This is a genomic window from Pseudoalteromonas sp. 78C3 (assembly GCF_002836695.1).
Classification (GTDB): domain Bacteria; phylum Pseudomonadota; class Gammaproteobacteria; order Enterobacterales; family Alteromonadaceae; genus Pseudoalteromonas; species Pseudoalteromonas arctica.
Window position 1 is genome coordinate 1 of record NZ_PJAV01000155.1, and the last position, 16456, is coordinate 16456.

Annotated in this window: 11 protein-coding genes; 3 read left to right on the plus strand and 8 right to left on the minus strand. The window is 38.3% G+C overall.

Going from position 1 to position 16456, the window contains the following annotated elements:
- Window positions 1–102 precede the first annotated feature (102 nt).
- The 7 genes from fusA to CXF76_RS13470 form a co-directional block, all read right to left on the minus strand.
- Window positions 103–2187, minus strand: coding sequence for an elongation factor G (gene fusA / locus CXF76_RS13440; RefSeq protein WP_010554859.1), 2085 nt, complete (start codon window positions 2185–2187; stop codon window positions 103–105).
- A gap of 206 nt (window positions 2188–2393) precedes the next feature.
- Window positions 2394–3119 (minus strand): response regulator, encoded by a 726-nt coding sequence (locus CXF76_RS13445; RefSeq protein ID WP_024589479.1) that lies wholly within the window; start codon window positions 3117–3119, stop codon window positions 2394–2396.
- A gap of 14 nt (window positions 3120–3133) precedes the next feature.
- On the minus strand, window positions 3134–4756 hold the full coding sequence (locus tag CXF76_RS13450) for an ATP-binding protein (protein WP_101163937.1): 1623 nt from the start codon (window positions 4754–4756) through the stop codon (window positions 3134–3136).
- Window positions 4757–4767: 11 nt separating this feature from the next.
- Window positions 4768–6288, minus strand: a complete 1521-nt coding sequence (locus tag CXF76_RS13455) for a tripartite tricarboxylate transporter permease (RefSeq protein WP_008136529.1) — start codon at window positions 6286–6288, stop codon at window positions 4768–4770.
- Between the two features lie 3 nt (window positions 6289–6291).
- On the minus strand, window positions 6292–6759 hold the full coding sequence (locus CXF76_RS13460) for a tripartite tricarboxylate transporter TctB family protein (RefSeq protein WP_008136528.1): 468 nt from the start codon (window positions 6757–6759) through the stop codon (window positions 6292–6294).
- Between the two features lie 13 nt (window positions 6760–6772).
- Window positions 6773–7744, minus strand: a complete 972-nt coding sequence (locus CXF76_RS13465) for a Bug family tripartite tricarboxylate transporter substrate binding protein (protein ID WP_008136527.1) — start codon at window positions 7742–7744, stop codon at window positions 6773–6775.
- A gap of 11 nt (window positions 7745–7755) precedes the next feature.
- Window positions 7756–8997, minus strand: coding sequence for an OprO/OprP family phosphate-selective porin (locus CXF76_RS13470; RefSeq protein WP_101163938.1), 1242 nt, complete (start codon window positions 8995–8997; stop codon window positions 7756–7758).
- Window positions 8998–9496: 499 nt separating this feature from the next.
- On the opposite strand from CXF76_RS13470, the gene CXF76_RS13475 reads away from it, so the two are divergent.
- Window positions 9497–12475: a DUF3857 domain-containing transglutaminase family protein gene (locus CXF76_RS13475; protein ID WP_101163939.1), complete on the plus strand. Its 2979-nt coding sequence runs from the start codon at window positions 9497–9499 to the stop codon at window positions 12473–12475.
- Window positions 12476–12567: 92 nt separating this feature from the next.
- Entirely contained in the window at window positions 12568–13680 is a 1113-nt protein-coding gene (locus CXF76_RS13480) for a DUF547 domain-containing protein (protein ID WP_024589484.1), read from the plus strand.
- A 653-nt stretch (window positions 13681–14333) separates the two neighbouring features.
- Here CXF76_RS13480 and ylqF read toward each other — a convergent pair.
- Window positions 14334–15287, minus strand: coding sequence for a ribosome biogenesis GTPase YlqF (gene ylqF / locus CXF76_RS13485; RefSeq protein WP_101163940.1), 954 nt, complete (start codon window positions 15285–15287; stop codon window positions 14334–14336).
- 218 nt (window positions 15288–15505) lie between these two features.
- Here ylqF and CXF76_RS13490 point away from each other — a divergent pair, with 218 nt between their 5' ends.
- Window positions 15506–16438 carry a hypothetical protein gene (locus CXF76_RS13490; protein ID WP_101163941.1) on the plus strand — a complete coding sequence of 311 codons (933 nt, stop codon included), beginning with the start codon at window positions 15506–15508 and terminating at the stop codon, window positions 16436–16438.
- The last annotated feature ends 18 nt before the right edge of the window (window positions 16439–16456 follow it).

Consider the following 16456-nt stretch of genomic DNA (forward strand, 5'->3'; position numbering starts at 1 on the left):
TAATAAAAAGTAGTTATAAACAACTAAAAAAAATAAAACCAAATTATAGGCAATAAAAAACCCGCAACATGTGCGGGTTTTTTTAAAGAGTTAAAGAGCTAATTACTTAGCAGCTTTTTTCTCTTTTTCTGCAGCGATTACTGTATCAGCAACGTTTTGCGGACATGCAGCGTAGTGTGAGAACTCCATAGAGAACTGACCACGACCAGATGTCATTGTACGTAGTGTACCGATGTAACCGAACATTTCTGATAACGGTACGTCAGCTTTAATACGGCTGCCTGTTAAACCAGCTTCTTGGTCTTTCATCATACCACGACGACGGTTAAGGTCACCGATTACGTCACCAACGTGATCTTCTGGAGTGAACACGTCAACATTCATGATTGGCTCAAGAAGTTGTGCGCCCGCTTTAGGGATCGATTGACGGAAAGCGCCTTTAGCAGCGATTTCGAACGCGATTGCAGATGAATCCACGGCATGGAAACCACCGTCGAAAAGTTCAATTTCAACGTCAAGTACAGGGAAGCCAGCTAGAACACCAGTACCCATCATTGACTTGAAGCCTTTCTCAACTGCAGGCCAGAATTCTTTAGGTACGTTACCACCAACAACTGATGATTTAAACGTGAAACCTGAAGCAACTTCGCCTGGCTTGATGCGGTAGTCGATTTTACCGAACTGACCAGAACCACCAGATTGTTTCTTATGCGTGTAGCTATCTTCAATTTCTTTAGTGATAGTTTCACGGTAAGCAACTTGTGGTTGACCAACAATAAGGTCTACGCCGTAAGTACGCTTAAGAATATCTACTTTGATATCTAAGTGAAGCTCACCCATACCTTTAAGGATAGTCTCGCCTGAATCTTCATCAGTCTCAACTTGGAAAGATGGATCTTCTGCAACCATTTTACCGATAGCAACACCCATTTTCTCATTACCGCCTTTATCTTTAGGCTGTACAGCAATCGAGATTACTGGAGTTGGGAATACCATTGGCTCAAGTGTTACTGGGTGCTTAGGATCACATAGAGTGTGACCAGTTTGCACGTTTTTCATACCTACGATAGCAATGATGTCACCAGCTTGTGCGCTAGTTAATTCGTTACGATCATCTGCTTGCATCTCAACCATACGGCCAACACGCTCAGTTTTACCAGTAAACGAGTTAAGGATAGTGTCACCCTTGTTTAGTTTACCTGAGTAAATACGTACGAATGTTAATGCACCAAAACGGTCATCCATTATTTTGAATGCTAACGCTTTGAAAGGTTCGTCAGTAGATACTACTGCGAACTCGCCATTTTCGTTACCTTCTTCATCCATAAGAGGTTGAGGATCAACTTCTGTAGGACATGGTAAGTAATCAACAACAGCGTCAAGAATAAGCTGCATACCTTTGTTCTTAAACGCAGAACCACAGTATGTTGGGAAGAAAGCAAGGTCACGAGTACCTTTACGGATACAACGTTTGATGTCTTCTAAAGAAGGTGCTTCACCTTCCATGTAAGCTTCAAGTAGTGCATCGTCTTGCTCAAGGGCAGTTTCAACAAGCATTTCATAATACTCGTCAGTTTTATCTACCATGTCTGCAGGAATGTCTGTGATTTCGTAGTTTTCAGGAAGACCAGTGTCATCCCAAACGTATGCTTTTTTAGTTAAAACATCTACAACACCAACAAACTCATCTTCAATACCAATTGGTAAAGTCATGATTAGTGGAGTTGCGCCAAGTACTTTACGTACTTGCTCAGTTACACGGTAAAAATCAGCACCCATACGGTCTAATTTATTTACGAAGATAATACGTGCAACTTCTGAATCATTAGCATAACGCCAGTTAGTTTCTGATTGTGGTTCAACACCACCAGAACCACAGAACACACCGATGCCGCCATCTAGTACTTTAAGTGAACGGTAAACTTCAACTGTGAAGTCAACGTGTCCAGGAGTATCGATAACGTTAAAGCGGTGATCTTTCCAGAAACAGCTTACAGCCGCAGACTGAATAGTAATACCGCGCTCAGCTTCTTGTTCCATGAAGTCAGTAGTAGATTCACCATCATGAACCTCACCAGTTTTATGGATTTGACCAGTAAGCTTTAGGATACGCTCAGTAGTCGTGGTCTTACCCGCATCAACGTGCGCGAAAATACCAATGTTTCTGTACTTCGATAAATCTGCCATTAATTTTGCTCTTAATAAAGTCGATAAATTATTCCGCAGGAGTATAACATCACTTAAAGCGAACATCACCATACAAGCCGCTTAAAATGCAATCAATTCAACATATTTTTTTTATCGTCAGTATCTATTAAATATCAAACATAACAAAAAAAACGTAAGGCACTGAAATAAATAGCATTTAATATTTTAGCATCAGGTACACAAAGTTACTTCGCTATTTTATAGCAACGTTCAGGGCGGCCAATACTGCCATAACTTTGATCCGCTGTTAACTTACCTGATTCAAGCAAATACTCCAAGTAACGGCGTGCTGTAGAGCGACTAACACCAACCAAATCGCCCATTTGCTGAGCGGTAAATGCAGTGGTTGCGTGCTCTACAAAAGCATCATGTATTTTTTGCAGGGTAAGTTGATCGACCCCTTTTGGTAAACGAACAGACGTGTTGGTTTGCTGCTTTGAACCAAATAACGTATCAACCATTGACTGCGTTACTTCACTTGCATCAGAAAAACATTGTTGACGTGATTCAAAACGTGCAAGTGCTTGATCAAGTCGGTTTAACATTAATGGTTTTACTAAAAAGTCGCATGCACCTAACTGCATTGCTTTTTCAAGGGTTTCGACCTCTTTTGCAGCAGTGAGCAGCATAACTTCACTTTTAATCGTTCGACGTCGTAAGTCGGTCAATAAATCAAGTCCGTTACCATCAGGTAAATGTATATCGAGTAAAATCAAATCGGGTTCAATTGCATGCAGTAAGGCTGTTGCCGTGCTTAAATTACCTGCAATGCCCACTACCTGATACTGTGCTTGCCTTAAACTTTGCTTTGGCGTTTGACTACCTGCGACACCATTTGGTAATAACAAGTACTGCGCTAATAGCTGTGCTACCTCTACTTCGTCTTCAATTATTACTACTGAATACGTCATGTTTAATGCTCTTATTATTTTGGAATGTAAACACTTAGTCTTGCACCAAGTAGGTCTGACTCACCAATTTCTAACGTGCCACCGCATGAGTCTAAATTTGTTTTTACTAAATATAAACCAATACCATGCTCTGCTCCTGATTTAGAGCTGTACTGAGGGGTAAAAATAACATCATGGTCAGAACCTAACCCAAAGCCTGTATCTTCTACATCAAATAAGAGAGTTTGGCTGGTTTCATCAACGGTTACCCGTACTTTTGCAGAGCGAGAGTTCGATGACCTAATAGCAGCCTCAATCGCATTATCTATAAGGTTACCTAAAATAGATACAACTCGCTCGAGCATATCTTTACGTGCAATAACACCAAGTAGGCTGTCGGGGTTAAGCTCAAGCGCAACATTTAATTCTCTTGCTTTATGATATTTACCCACCAACAAACCAGCAAGCACAGGGTCTTGTATGCGCTCTAACAAGTTATGAATTTGTGCCTGAGAGCCCTGGCTTTCTTGCCCTATTATTTCTATAGCTTGTTCGTTTTTGCCCATTTGCACTAACGCACCAATTAAGTTGAGCTTATTAGAATAGTCATGAGTTTGTACCCTTAAAAGCTCTGCAAAAGCCTGAACTTTAGTAAGTTGTTGGCTTAAATACTCAAGTTCATCAGAGGGGCGCATACTCAGTAAAATACCATCCGCCTGCCCTTGCACTTGCAAAGAAAATCTCGATAATATAAGGCGTTTATCGGCGGCAAATAATTCAAAACCCACTATTTTACGTCGCTGATTACGCAATAAAAATTCTGCATGTTCAGGTAATAAATCGTTTAAGCTGAGGTTCTGATTAATAATTGAAGTTGGTTTATCTAATATTTCGCAGGCGCGTTGATTGAGTTTTCGTACTTTTCCGTCCGGGTCGAGTGCAATAATACCGCTGCGTACCGTATTTAAAATTGCATCTTGTTCTGAAAACAAACGTGCAATTTCATCTGGCTGCAGGCCAAAAATAGCATTTCTGACACGCTGTCCAATATAAATAGCCGCCAGTATACTTAAACCTACAAGTATTAAGCCCCATATTAAAATTTCACTACTGCGAGAGAGAATAAGCGGATCGATTGATTGTACTAAAAAACCAACCGATACAACGCCTACTATTTCATTATTACCTGCGTACACCGGCACTTTGCCACGAATTGATTCACCTAAGCTACCATGGGCCACCGAAATATAGCGTTCACCTTTTAATGCAGCTTGGCTATCGCCTCCGACCATTTTTTTGCCAATTTTATCTTCATCTGGATGCACAATACGAAGCGCATTTTCATCGCCAACAACAATAAAATCAGCACCTACAAGCTGTCGTAAATCTTCAATTTGCATGTTAATAGCGGTTAAGTCACTAGGTATTCTCAGTGCATTAATTACATCAGCACGTGTGGCAATACTGCTTGCTACAGCTAATGCTTTATCACCAATATGGTTATGTAAGCTTTGCGCTGTAAGTTGATACACCAACGCGCCAAATAATAAAGCCTGCAATACACACAATCCTGTTACCCAAATAATTAATCGTGTTTCTAATCGCTTAGGTTTTGTGACCATGTTTTGCAATGGATTTAGCTTGTTGGTGTTTTTCATTTCATTCTCAATTATGCATTTACTTTGTCTGCACGGCGTTGCATTAAATAATCTTTTAACGGAAACAACAGCACTAAAATTGAAATTACAAATATGCTCAATGTTAGCGGACGATCCCATAAAAAGCTTAATGAGCCATCAGAAATCATCATTGAACGACGGAAGTTTCGCTCAATCATATCTCCTAATATAAAACCTAATAATAATGGTGCCATAGGAAATGACAGTAATCGCAATACTAGCGCAACCACCGCAAATCCTACCATCATAAATAAGTCGAAGGTATTGAAGGACACTAAGTAAACACCAATTAAGCTAAAGAACAATATCATCACGGTGAGTACCGACTTAGGCATTGCTAATACTTTTGCAAAGTAAGGAATAAGCGGCAAATTTAAAATAAGCAGTACAATATTACCAAAGTACATACTTACAATAACCGCCCAAAATACACTTGGGTTTTCTTGCATAAGCATTGGACCTGGTTGAATGCCGTAAGCAATCAAAGCACCTAGCATAATTGCCGTAGTACCTGAGCCCGGAATACCAAGCGTTAACAGTGGAACAAACGATCCTGTACACGCCGCATTATTTGCCGACTCTGGCGCAGCTAAACCACGTAATGAGCCTTTACCAAACTTTTCTTTCAAACCTTTTGGCGCTAAATTTCGCTCTGTTGCATAAGCCATAAAGCTTGCAATAGTTGCACCAGCACCCGGTAACACCCCCACTATAAAACCTAAAATAGACGAGCGACCAATCACTGGTGCTATCTCTTTAATCTCGGCTTTACTTAACTTGGTTGAACCTATTTGCGGTGTGTCTGAGTCATTAATGTTTTTAGCATCTTTTTTCTCTGGTTTTACAACATTTACAAGCGCCTCGGCTAATGCAAACGTTGCCATAGCAACCAGTAAAAAGCTTATTCCGTCGAGTAAATCAGGTTGCCCAAAGGTAAATCGGTCAGTCCCTGATGATGGATCAATACCAACCGTTGCTAGCATCAAGCCAAACACAGTCATCATCATTGCTTTTAAAAATTGCCCTTTATTTGAAAATGCTGCAATAGCTGTTAAGCCTAAAAACATCAACACAACATAATCAGGGGATTGAAAACTCAATGACACTTTTGCTAATAAAGGTGCAGCTACCATTAATAATATGGCGCCAATCGTTCCGCCTATAAAGGAGGAATAAGCAGCAATTGCCAATGCTTTACCTGCGTGCCCTTGTTTAGCAAGCGGGTAGCCATCAAAGGAGGAAGCTACCGTACCCGCCACGCCAGGCGCATTAATTAAAATAGATGACGTAGAGCCACCAAAAATAGCGCCGTAATAAACACCCGCCATTAAAATCATGCCCGAATCGGCGCCAATGCTGTAAGTAATTGGGATCATCAAGGCAATTGCGGTAATTGGCCCCAATCCTGGTAACATACCTATAAAAGTACCTACCAAGCAGCCAGCTATAACGTACATTAAATTATTAAAGTCGAGCACGGTCGACAAACCAAGCATAATTCCATCAAACATAACTTAACTCCACAAATCGCCCGGAACCAAGTAAATACCTAATACTTGAGTCATCAAAAACCAAAAAACCACCGCAACCGGTATCGATGCAAATAGCAAAATTCCCTTACGTCTTTCGCCCATCACAAAAAAGCCCGCAAGCAAAAACGCACTAGTAGAAATTAAAAAACCAATTGGCTCCAGTGCCGCGCTATAAATTACCATTAATATTAATAAACCAAAGGTGCGCAGTACGTGTGACTTTTCAAGAACATCATCAGTATTAGTTTTCTCTCTTGGTTTAAGCAATGTTGAACCAATAGAAAGTAAGCACACCACAATACCAAACCCGGCATATACTTTAGGAAGTGTCGCTGAGGTAACCGTTTCGTATTCTTCAAACGGTAGTAGCGGAATTTGCCATGCAACCACAGCGTATAAAGTAAATAGCGCCAAGAATAAACTTGGCCCTATTAATTCTCGATTCGTCATTTTAAAACCTCGATTACGGCAATGTGCGGATAAAGCCAAGCTCTTCCATTACAGCTCTAAGCTGCACTTCTTGTGCTTCTAGTGACTTAATAAACTCATCTTTTTCTTGAAAAAGATTTAGCCAACCGTTACGAGCTCGTACAGCTTCCCACTCAGGTGTACTTTGCAACTCACGTAGTTTTTTTGTGTACTGTGCTAACTTTTCAGCGGGTAAATTAGGCGCAGCAAAAAGACCACGCCAATTAACAAATTCCATATCGTAACCTAGTGACTTAAGTGTGGGTATTTTTGGGTAATCAGGTAAGGGCTCACCCGATGTAACCGCTAAAATACGTGCTTGACCACCGTTAGCTACTTCAAGCGCTTCACTTAAGCCAGTAGAAAGTAAATTCACTTCGCCTGAAAGCAACCCAGCCTTAGCTTTACCGCCTGCATCGTAAGGAATATAACGTAGGCGTCGACCATCTATACCCGCAGCTTTAACTGCTTGAGCCGCCACTAAGTGATCCATACTGCCGCGAGCAGAACCGCCCGCTACTTTTACCGAACTTGGATCTTCTTTTATTGATTTAATAACATCCTCCCAAGTTTTAAATGGAGAATCGTTACGCACTACAAACGCGCCATAATCTGCAATCATACTGGCTACAGGTGTTAAATCGCGATAGCTATAAGGAATTCGGCCACTTAACGCGCGCAATACGATAGGCGTTGAGTTAACCATTAAAATATCGCCCTTTTTAGTGCCCGACTCAATTAAATACGCAATAGCACGACCGCCTCCACCACCAGACATATTTTGAAAAGATGCATTATTTTCAATGCCTGACTTAACTAAACCTTCGCCTATACCACGGGCTGTCGTATCCCAACCACCACCAGGTCCGCCAGGGATTAAAAAGTGAGTGTCGGCCATTGCCATTGGGCTGCTAAGTACTAACGATGCTGCAAGTATGGTCGTTTGTAATGATTTAAATAATTTCATTGTGTGTCCCTTTAAAATAAATACTGCATACGTGCACTAAAGCCCATACCAGAGTCTTCGTCGCCAACCAGCGCAGTAGTACCGGCACCTTCTACATCGCTGTAAATTAGATTACCCATAAACTTAATATCACTACTTACGTAATAAGATGTACCTAATGTATAAGTTGTCGCTTTTGTGCCTTGTAAGCTACTTGTAGCATCTACTTCTGAAACACGTGCCACCAACTCCCATGCATCTTTAATATTTTTAGGTTGTACAAATAATGCAGAGCTCGCTTTGTATTGGCGCTGTTCTCCACCTAAAAAGTAACTTGCCGATACATGAAAACCATCAAAGCGCTCGCCATCTAAAAAATCAGCACTATTAGCGGCATCAAGTGAGCGGCTTGCATATTCAGCCTCAAGTGTTAAAGAATCCGCCTGATAAGCAAACTCAAGACCGGTTTGCGATAAACTATCAAGTGGGCTTGTTACACCACCAGCAGCATAATCAACAAGGCGAGTATTAGTCTCGCGCACTTCACCACGCGCAAAACGTGCGCCTAATTCATTGCCACCCATATCGCGATATGAATGCCACACGCCTAAATGAATTACATCGCCAGGTGATGTACTCGACCATGTAGCACGCCCAGTAATAGCAAGAGTAAGCTTATCGTTTTCATCGCTACCTGTTGCACCAAATGCATCATTTTTATAAACGCCTATCGCGTAACGAAAGCCAGAGTCTTTAAAATATTGATAGGCAGAAGCGCCCCAACGAAAAAATGGGGAGAAAGTATTGGCAAGCGAACTACGCTCAATTGTATTAATGTGCTTTGAACTGGTTAATGCATTTAGCGATATATCTTCGCGAATTTTACCTGCTTTAACTTTAAGTCCGTTATCAAACGCATAACGAACACGCGCCATCACTATTTCAGCAGTGCCTTCGGCAAACTCGAGTAACAACTTGTGATCCCAATTTCCGTGCTCACTTTCAACGTAAGTACGAATACGACGAGGGAAAAAATTGCTCCCGCCAGAGCCCTCGTTATCAGCATTGTAAGCACCATCAAAATAGTTGTAGTCGAGCTGAACCCGTCCACCAAACTCTAAATTAAAACCACTGGTTGTTTTTAATGCACTTACTTCTTTTTGTAACGCATCTAATTGCTCTTGTAGTTTTTGCGTATCGTTATCGGCTAAAACGGATGTACTTGCTAATGCTGCAGCAACTGCCAAAGCGAGTTGTGTGTTACTTGCTTTCATTATTTTCTCCACGCTTGTGTATGTATTTATTGTCAGGTAGATAAGCGACGACAAACTGCTATCTAACTCGCAGCTTATTGTTAACGTGAAATTAACTAAATATTTAGAAGGTAAGGTGCATTGATGATCGTTATATGCTTTTTGCTCATAAAGTTCATGAACAAAAAGAGCAAAAACAGTTACTGTTATATTTTGATTTATAAACACTTTTAAAGGTTTGAATGATTACCGTACGAATAAATAGATAGGATTTTTGCAGCTCTAATAAAGCCCACAATAAAGCAGGCTTAGCTAATTATGATTTAGCAATACAACTAAAAAATCATTTTAGGAACATTTGAGGGGGGTTAAGCGTTTCGCACTTACCATAGCAGTTTATTTATATACTATTAATTAACTGCTCAACAATGAATTTGTTAACATCACATTGTCAAAAAAGCCTGAATTTGGTACATTATTCCTTCAATAGTATTTATAAAAACAACTATAAGACCCTACAATGAAATGGAACTTCCTTCGACTCAGCTCTTGGCTAATTGCACTTACCTTATTAATTTTCTCTCATAATATTTTTGCGCAGCAATATAAAATAGATAAACCAGCTAATTGGGTTAATACACATATTATTGAGCAACCCAAGCATTCCGACATAACCAAGGTACGTGACGGCACACTTTATTTGTTACTCGATAACCAATCCTATATACCGAGCAGACAAAAACAGCAACGCTATACGCGTTTGGTTATGAAAGCTTTAAATCAAAGTGGTGTTGATTATATAAGCCAGCTTAATCTTGATTTTGATCCAAGTTACGAGTCGCTAACACTAAATAGCTTAACGATTATTAGAAATAATGAGCGCATTGATAAGCTTGGTAGCGCGAGAATGACGGTTATACAAGGTGAATCTGAATTAGCTGATCGTATTTATAATGGTAGCTTATCACTCAATATTATTATTGATGATATGCGCAGTGGCGACATACTTGATTACAGCTACACAGTGGCAGGTAGCAACCCTATATATGCTAATAAATTTAGTACAAGACGCACGCTAAACTGGTCGGTACCCGTAGTGCAACAAAATATGCGTGTACTTTGGGGTAAACAAACGCCTTTACATATTAATACAATAAACGGCACAGCAGATATTCAAGAAACGCTTAACAAATATGGCAAAGATTATTCTATAACTCTTTTTGAAGAACCCTTACTCGAGCAAAATTCTCAAACCCCAACGTGGTACGACCCATATACACAAGTTTACTTTTCTGAGTTTGACGATTGGGGTCAGGTAGTTAACTGGGCATATCCACTTTATCAATCAGCCATAGAAACCCCAAACAGCATTTTGGATGTAGCTGAAGAAATAAAAGCAAAACACACAAAAACATCAGACAAAATTGCAGCAGCACTGCGCTTTAGCCAAGACGAAGTTCGATATTTAGGGCTTGAAATGGGCACTAACTCGCATCAACCAACGTCAGCTTCAGAAACGCTTTCGCTACGATATGGCGATTGCAAAGATAAAACAGTACTGCTTATCTCGTTATTAAAAGCGATGGATATAGAGGCCTTCCCTGCGCTAGTTGATACAGAGGAAACCAAACGTTTAAAAGAACTTCCACCTTCTGCAAGTGTATTTAATCACGTAATTGTTACGCTTAAACAAAACGGAAAACGCTACTGGCTCGATCCTACGGTTAGCTACCAACGTGGTACTCTCGAATATTTAGCACAGCCTGATTATGGCTATGCCCTAATTATTGATAAAGGTGAAACCACTTTAACTTCAATGGCGCAAAAACCTGTACATACAAATGTATCTGTAGAAGATAACTTTTTTATTGCTGAAAAAGTATCTGAGCCATCACGTTTTGAAACCCAGTACACTTATGCTGAATTTGAAGCTATTAACCGAAGAAGCAATATAGCCAGCAGTGGTCTAAATAGCGTTGCTAAATCTTATTTCGAGTATTACCAAGGCTTTTTAAATGGTCTATCAATCAATGAAGCAATGACTATTAGTGAACAAGAACAAACGGGTAAACTAATAACCAAAGAATCGTATTTAATTAGTGAATTTTGGGAAAAAACAGACGAAGGCTACGAAGCTAGTTTTTACGCGAATGAAATACAAAATAGCGTTTACGAACCAAAGCAGGTAAATCGCACCGACCCACTCTACTTTGGCTACCCCAATATAATTAACACCACAATAAAACTGCATTTTGCAGAAAAAGGTTGGGGATTTGATAGCGATCAACAAGAAATTGATAACGACTACTTCAACCTAAAAACAACTACTGAATTTAATGATAATGTTTTAACACTGAGTTATGACTATTACGCAAAACAAGATCATATTAAAGCCGCTCAAATAGATGATTATTTAGCACAGCGTAAAAAGTTAATATCAGCAACCCATTACCCTATTCTAAAATACGCGGAAACGACCGAAACACCTCAAACAGCAGCTGATGTGCTAGATAGCTTTGGTTATAGTTGGCTTAAATATGTGTTGGCTGGCTATATTTTAGTACTCATATTCTTTTTTGCCGATTGGCGATTAGAGTCAGCAAAAAAAGTGAAATTTGAAGATAGTCCATTTTATGCAGTATCTGTAAGTAAGTTTATTATTTACAGTATTTTAAGTTTAGGCATATTTGTTAATTATTGGAGTTATCGTAACTTTAAAGCCATTAAAGAGCGCGATAACTCAAGTATTATGCCTATTGCTCGAGGTATATTTGCGTTTTTATGGTATTACCCTTTGTATCTCGCACTTGCAGAGCACAGCCAACAACAGTTAAACAAAAATAGAGTAATGCCTAACTGGACTGCCTTAACACTCTGGCTAATGATACTCGCCAGCGTCTTTGCTTATCGTATGGACGAATACGCAACCATAGTGATTTGTATAATGCCATTTTTATGGTTGCCTCTAGTTAGTTACATTGAACAAACCGATACAAGTAAAGAAGCCCTACATTACAACTCGTACTGGCGAATTAGACAGTATTTAATCTCGCTTGCGTTTGCACCTCTATTATTTTTAGGCGTACTTCAAGAAGTAAATATTTTACCCAATGCCGCAATTATAAAAGGCGATAGTTTATGGTCTTACCAAGTACACTTTTTAAAACGTAATCGCCTAACACCTGAAAACGAAGAAATACTTTATTTTTATAGCGATGCAGTATTTGATTACCGAGAAGACGGTAACGGAATAACCGAGAACTATATTTTTAGCTATTACAAAAATGACCAAGGAGAACTTGAATCAGATCTTAGTCACTTTAAAGACATAGAAAAAATAGAAACCACATACGGTAAAACCAAACTTGATAATACAAGTATTAAAGTAATAAAAACTGAAGTTAGTAATTTTTTGCTTATTGTAGGACGTTTTAACAAACAAGATAAAGTACTCGTAAAGCAAATTAATTTACGTATAACAGCCAATAAATTACAGTAATTTGACTAAGCTTAATTTAATGCATATTATTGTTTTGTTCATAAAACAAACAGCCGTGAGCGATATTGGATATAATCATCGAGGGAAATAATATGATCAAATTAATAGCTAAATCTATAATACTGAGTACGTTGCTGTCAGCCCCGTGCTTTGCTGAAAGTAGCAATACAACAAATTCTTTAAACAGTAAGAATCAAGTGACTGCTAATTTTGCAGTTGACTACTCTCAATACAATACTGTTTTAGAAGCCTCTGTTCTTGAATTGGCTCGTTCAGATAGATCGTACATTTCCTATGATGAAAATGAGCAAGGTCCTAACCTCGGAAGTAACCGAGCGACTGATGCAGAAGCAAACCGCTTTTATTATGAGCAATTTATTGATGATCCAGAATTAACAAAATCAATTGCAGCTATACAAAGTAATCTTCTTAGTTATTTAGCAAATAACCAACTTAGTAAATTAAGTAATGAAGAACAAACTGCATTTTGGCTGAATCTACATAATGTAGCAGTAATAAATGAATTAGCTCAGCGCTACCCAAAAGACACAAATAGTTTATCTTATGACGTGGCTGATAAAAGCAGCTTCTTTTACAAAAAGCTATTCACATATAACGGACAAGAACTTAGTTTAGATGACATTGAATACAAAATATTAATGCCATTAAATAAAAATAACCTTCTTGTAATGTATGGCTTATATAAAGGCTATATCGGTTCACCAAATATTAGAACTCAGGCATACACCGCTAATAACTTAATGCCTTCATTAATTGATAACGCTCAAGAATTTATTAATTCAAATAGAGGCACTAATTACAGCAGTAACCTTCTTAATGTATCGACCATGTATAAAGATAAAAAAGCATATTTTAATGACTTTAATAATGATTTACTTGCTCACCTGAGTTTGTATGCAGATAACGATTTACTCAATAAGTTAAAAAATAAAAAAACAGCTCTTTTTACCATCGATAATTATGACATTACTGATGTAACAGGTCCTAAGCACCGAGACTCTTACGATATTATTATTAGTAATTGGGATAAAGCATTACTGATCCCTCAGCATAGCTTTCCTCGCTTAAACAATCTTAATATTCCAGCTAAGCGAATCGTTATTCTTAGAGAGTTACAAAGAAAAAATGATTTGTTAAAAACAAACGTAAGTGGTGAAAACGCCTACTACGCTAATAACCAATAGTATAATACCAATTAAAAATGCGCAGTAAATGAAGTAACCCCAATAGTTGGACCTACCAATTACTGGGTTTTTTTTATGTCTAAACATTATAGAGCATTCACATTAAAGCTCGCTAAACTTTTCCAAAGACACAGCCTTAAGACTCTAAGCTTAAAATACAAACGAAAACCTCTCTCCTGCATTAATCGATTAGCTCTAATAAATAAAAATCACTATTAGATATATCGAATTAAAGCTCTACTGATTAGTCAAACAGCTTAGATTATTATTCTTTTTCATACTTAACATTAGCTTACAAAACAAACAAAGAGATAATAGGAATTATTTGCATTTAGATGTTGACAGACAGTTAGATCTAACTGATAATCAATATCAACAAGACGGATTGCATACCACTTGTTAAGGAATGAATTGATTTGTTTCTCGACCCTGAAACAACGTGTGGCGCACGTAAACAGCTATGGTTACTTGTTATGAACCGCAACGCCCCTTGATGTTGATGATGAGTAACCGCCCTACTATTTTACTTGCTACATTGCTCATATCGGTGACGGTAGATATGAAACTAAAAAAGCCCTTACGGGCTTTTTTTATGTCTGTAATTTAGTAAAACTAAATCTCTTTAATTAAATAACCTGAACTCTGGTTAAATATTAACGACGGTTTTTACGAGCTCGCGCTCGGCGTTGAAGCTTTTCTTCTTCTTTAGCTGCTTTTTTAGCTTCTGCAGCGGCGCGTAAACCAGCAACCATTACTTCTTCTTCCTCACGCATTTGCGGAGTTTCCATAGTAATACGGCCAATAATACCGTCGCGTAATTCGTTGATTAGTATTTCAGACATTTTATATGTGTCTATTTGATTACCACCACGAATACAGCCGCGTTTTTTACCTGCCATTTCAACAAACTCCCAATCACTTTCTGGTAATTCGTCTATTTTATAACGCGCTTTTAAAAGCTCAGGGTATGCACGCAATAAGTACTCAGCTGTGTAACTTGCTACTTCTTCATACTCAAGCGCCGTATCACGAATGGCACCGGTAGCGCCTAAACGATAACCTGAGTTTTCATTCTCTACTTTTGGCCAAAGCATACCTGGCGTATCGTAAAGCATAATACCGTCTTCAAGCTTAATGCGTTGTTGTGCTTTGGTTACCGCAGGTTCATTACCTGTTTTTGCAACTATACGTCCAGCCAGTACATTAATTAACGTAGATTTACCCACGTTAGGAATACCCATTATCATGGCTTTAATTTGCTTATCTGCACCCACTTTATGCGGCACTAACTTTTTACAAAGCTCATTTATACGACTTACTTCAGCTGCTTTATCATGTCCAAAAGAAATCGCTTTAACACCATTTTCTTGCTCAAAATAATCTTTCCAGATTTGAGTCATTTTAGGATCAGCTAAATCAGCTTTGTTCAAAATTTTGATGACCGGCTTACCTTCACGCAAGGTTGCCACCATCGGGTTTTCACTACTGTAGGGAATGCGCGCATCAAGCACTTCAATGATCACATCCATTTGTGGCATTATTTCTTTAATTTCATTGCGGGCTTTATTCATATGCCCAGGGAACCACTGTATTCCTGTTCTACTCATTTGATTTTTAAACCTTTTAATTCAACCCATAACACCATGGGGTACTGTGTGGGGTACTGGGTGAATAATTTCGATTTATCACCTCAACTAATAGTGAATAGTTTACTACAAAACACTAGCTTAGTACTTTATAAAGTAACTCTATAAAAAAAACTGAATTAGTTTAGAGTTATAAATAGCTGATAAAAACAATTCATTAAAAATATTAGGAAGTAAAAATGAGTACGGACGAGAAGAATTTTAAAAGAGGCAGAACAACTGAAATTGAAGATAAAGAGCAAGCTATGCTATGGCTTTCTAAAAAGCCAAATTACAAACCTTTACTTGATAGCATCATAGATTTTTTACTTTTGCACTACAGGGGAAACAATAAAGGCTGGGTTAATGACGGTAATGCAAAGTTCAAATTTGGGCCTAATAATAAAAACGGCCGAGTATCAATAGACCCTAGACCATCAAAAAATGGAGTAAATGTGAGATTTGGAGTTGACGTGTTAGATATTCCAGATTATTTCTACTCAAAAGCTCTTCCACAATTGTTGCAACCTGAAAATTGCTTTAATAAAAATCAAAGCTATTACGATATATTGTTTTCTCTAAAGGAAGATAATCTTCAACAGTTTGAGGCAATAAAGTCATTTCTCAAAGCAGGCATCTGTGATGGCTTTATTCACGACGAAGAAAATCATGCATTATATAATGAAATTCAATCTGAAGTCCGTAATGAAGGACCAGCTACTTACATAAGACGAGCTATATCTGAAAAAGTCTGTGAAAGGAAAGAACAATTCATGGAAGATAATTTTGTTCAATGGTACAAACTAAAAAACCCAGAATTAGTTATAAAGCGTCAATACCATGATCTCAATTTTAAAAGAGATATAGTTATAACCGATGGTTCAAAAAAGATAACAGCTGAATTAAAATATAAAAGAGCTGCTACTGAAGAAATTGAAGCCGCTATAGGCCAGCTACTTAGGTATGGGTACTATCCAGACGTAGAAGCCTCTGATGAGTTTTGGATTGTTGGGTCAAAAAAACCTACAAATGAAGATGTGGCATGGTTCCACAAGTTAAAAGAGAATCTCTGGTTTAAATTGAAATATTACTATTTAAATGAAGATCAAAAAAGCTTCATAGAAGTATTTTAAAAACACATGAAAAAGAGC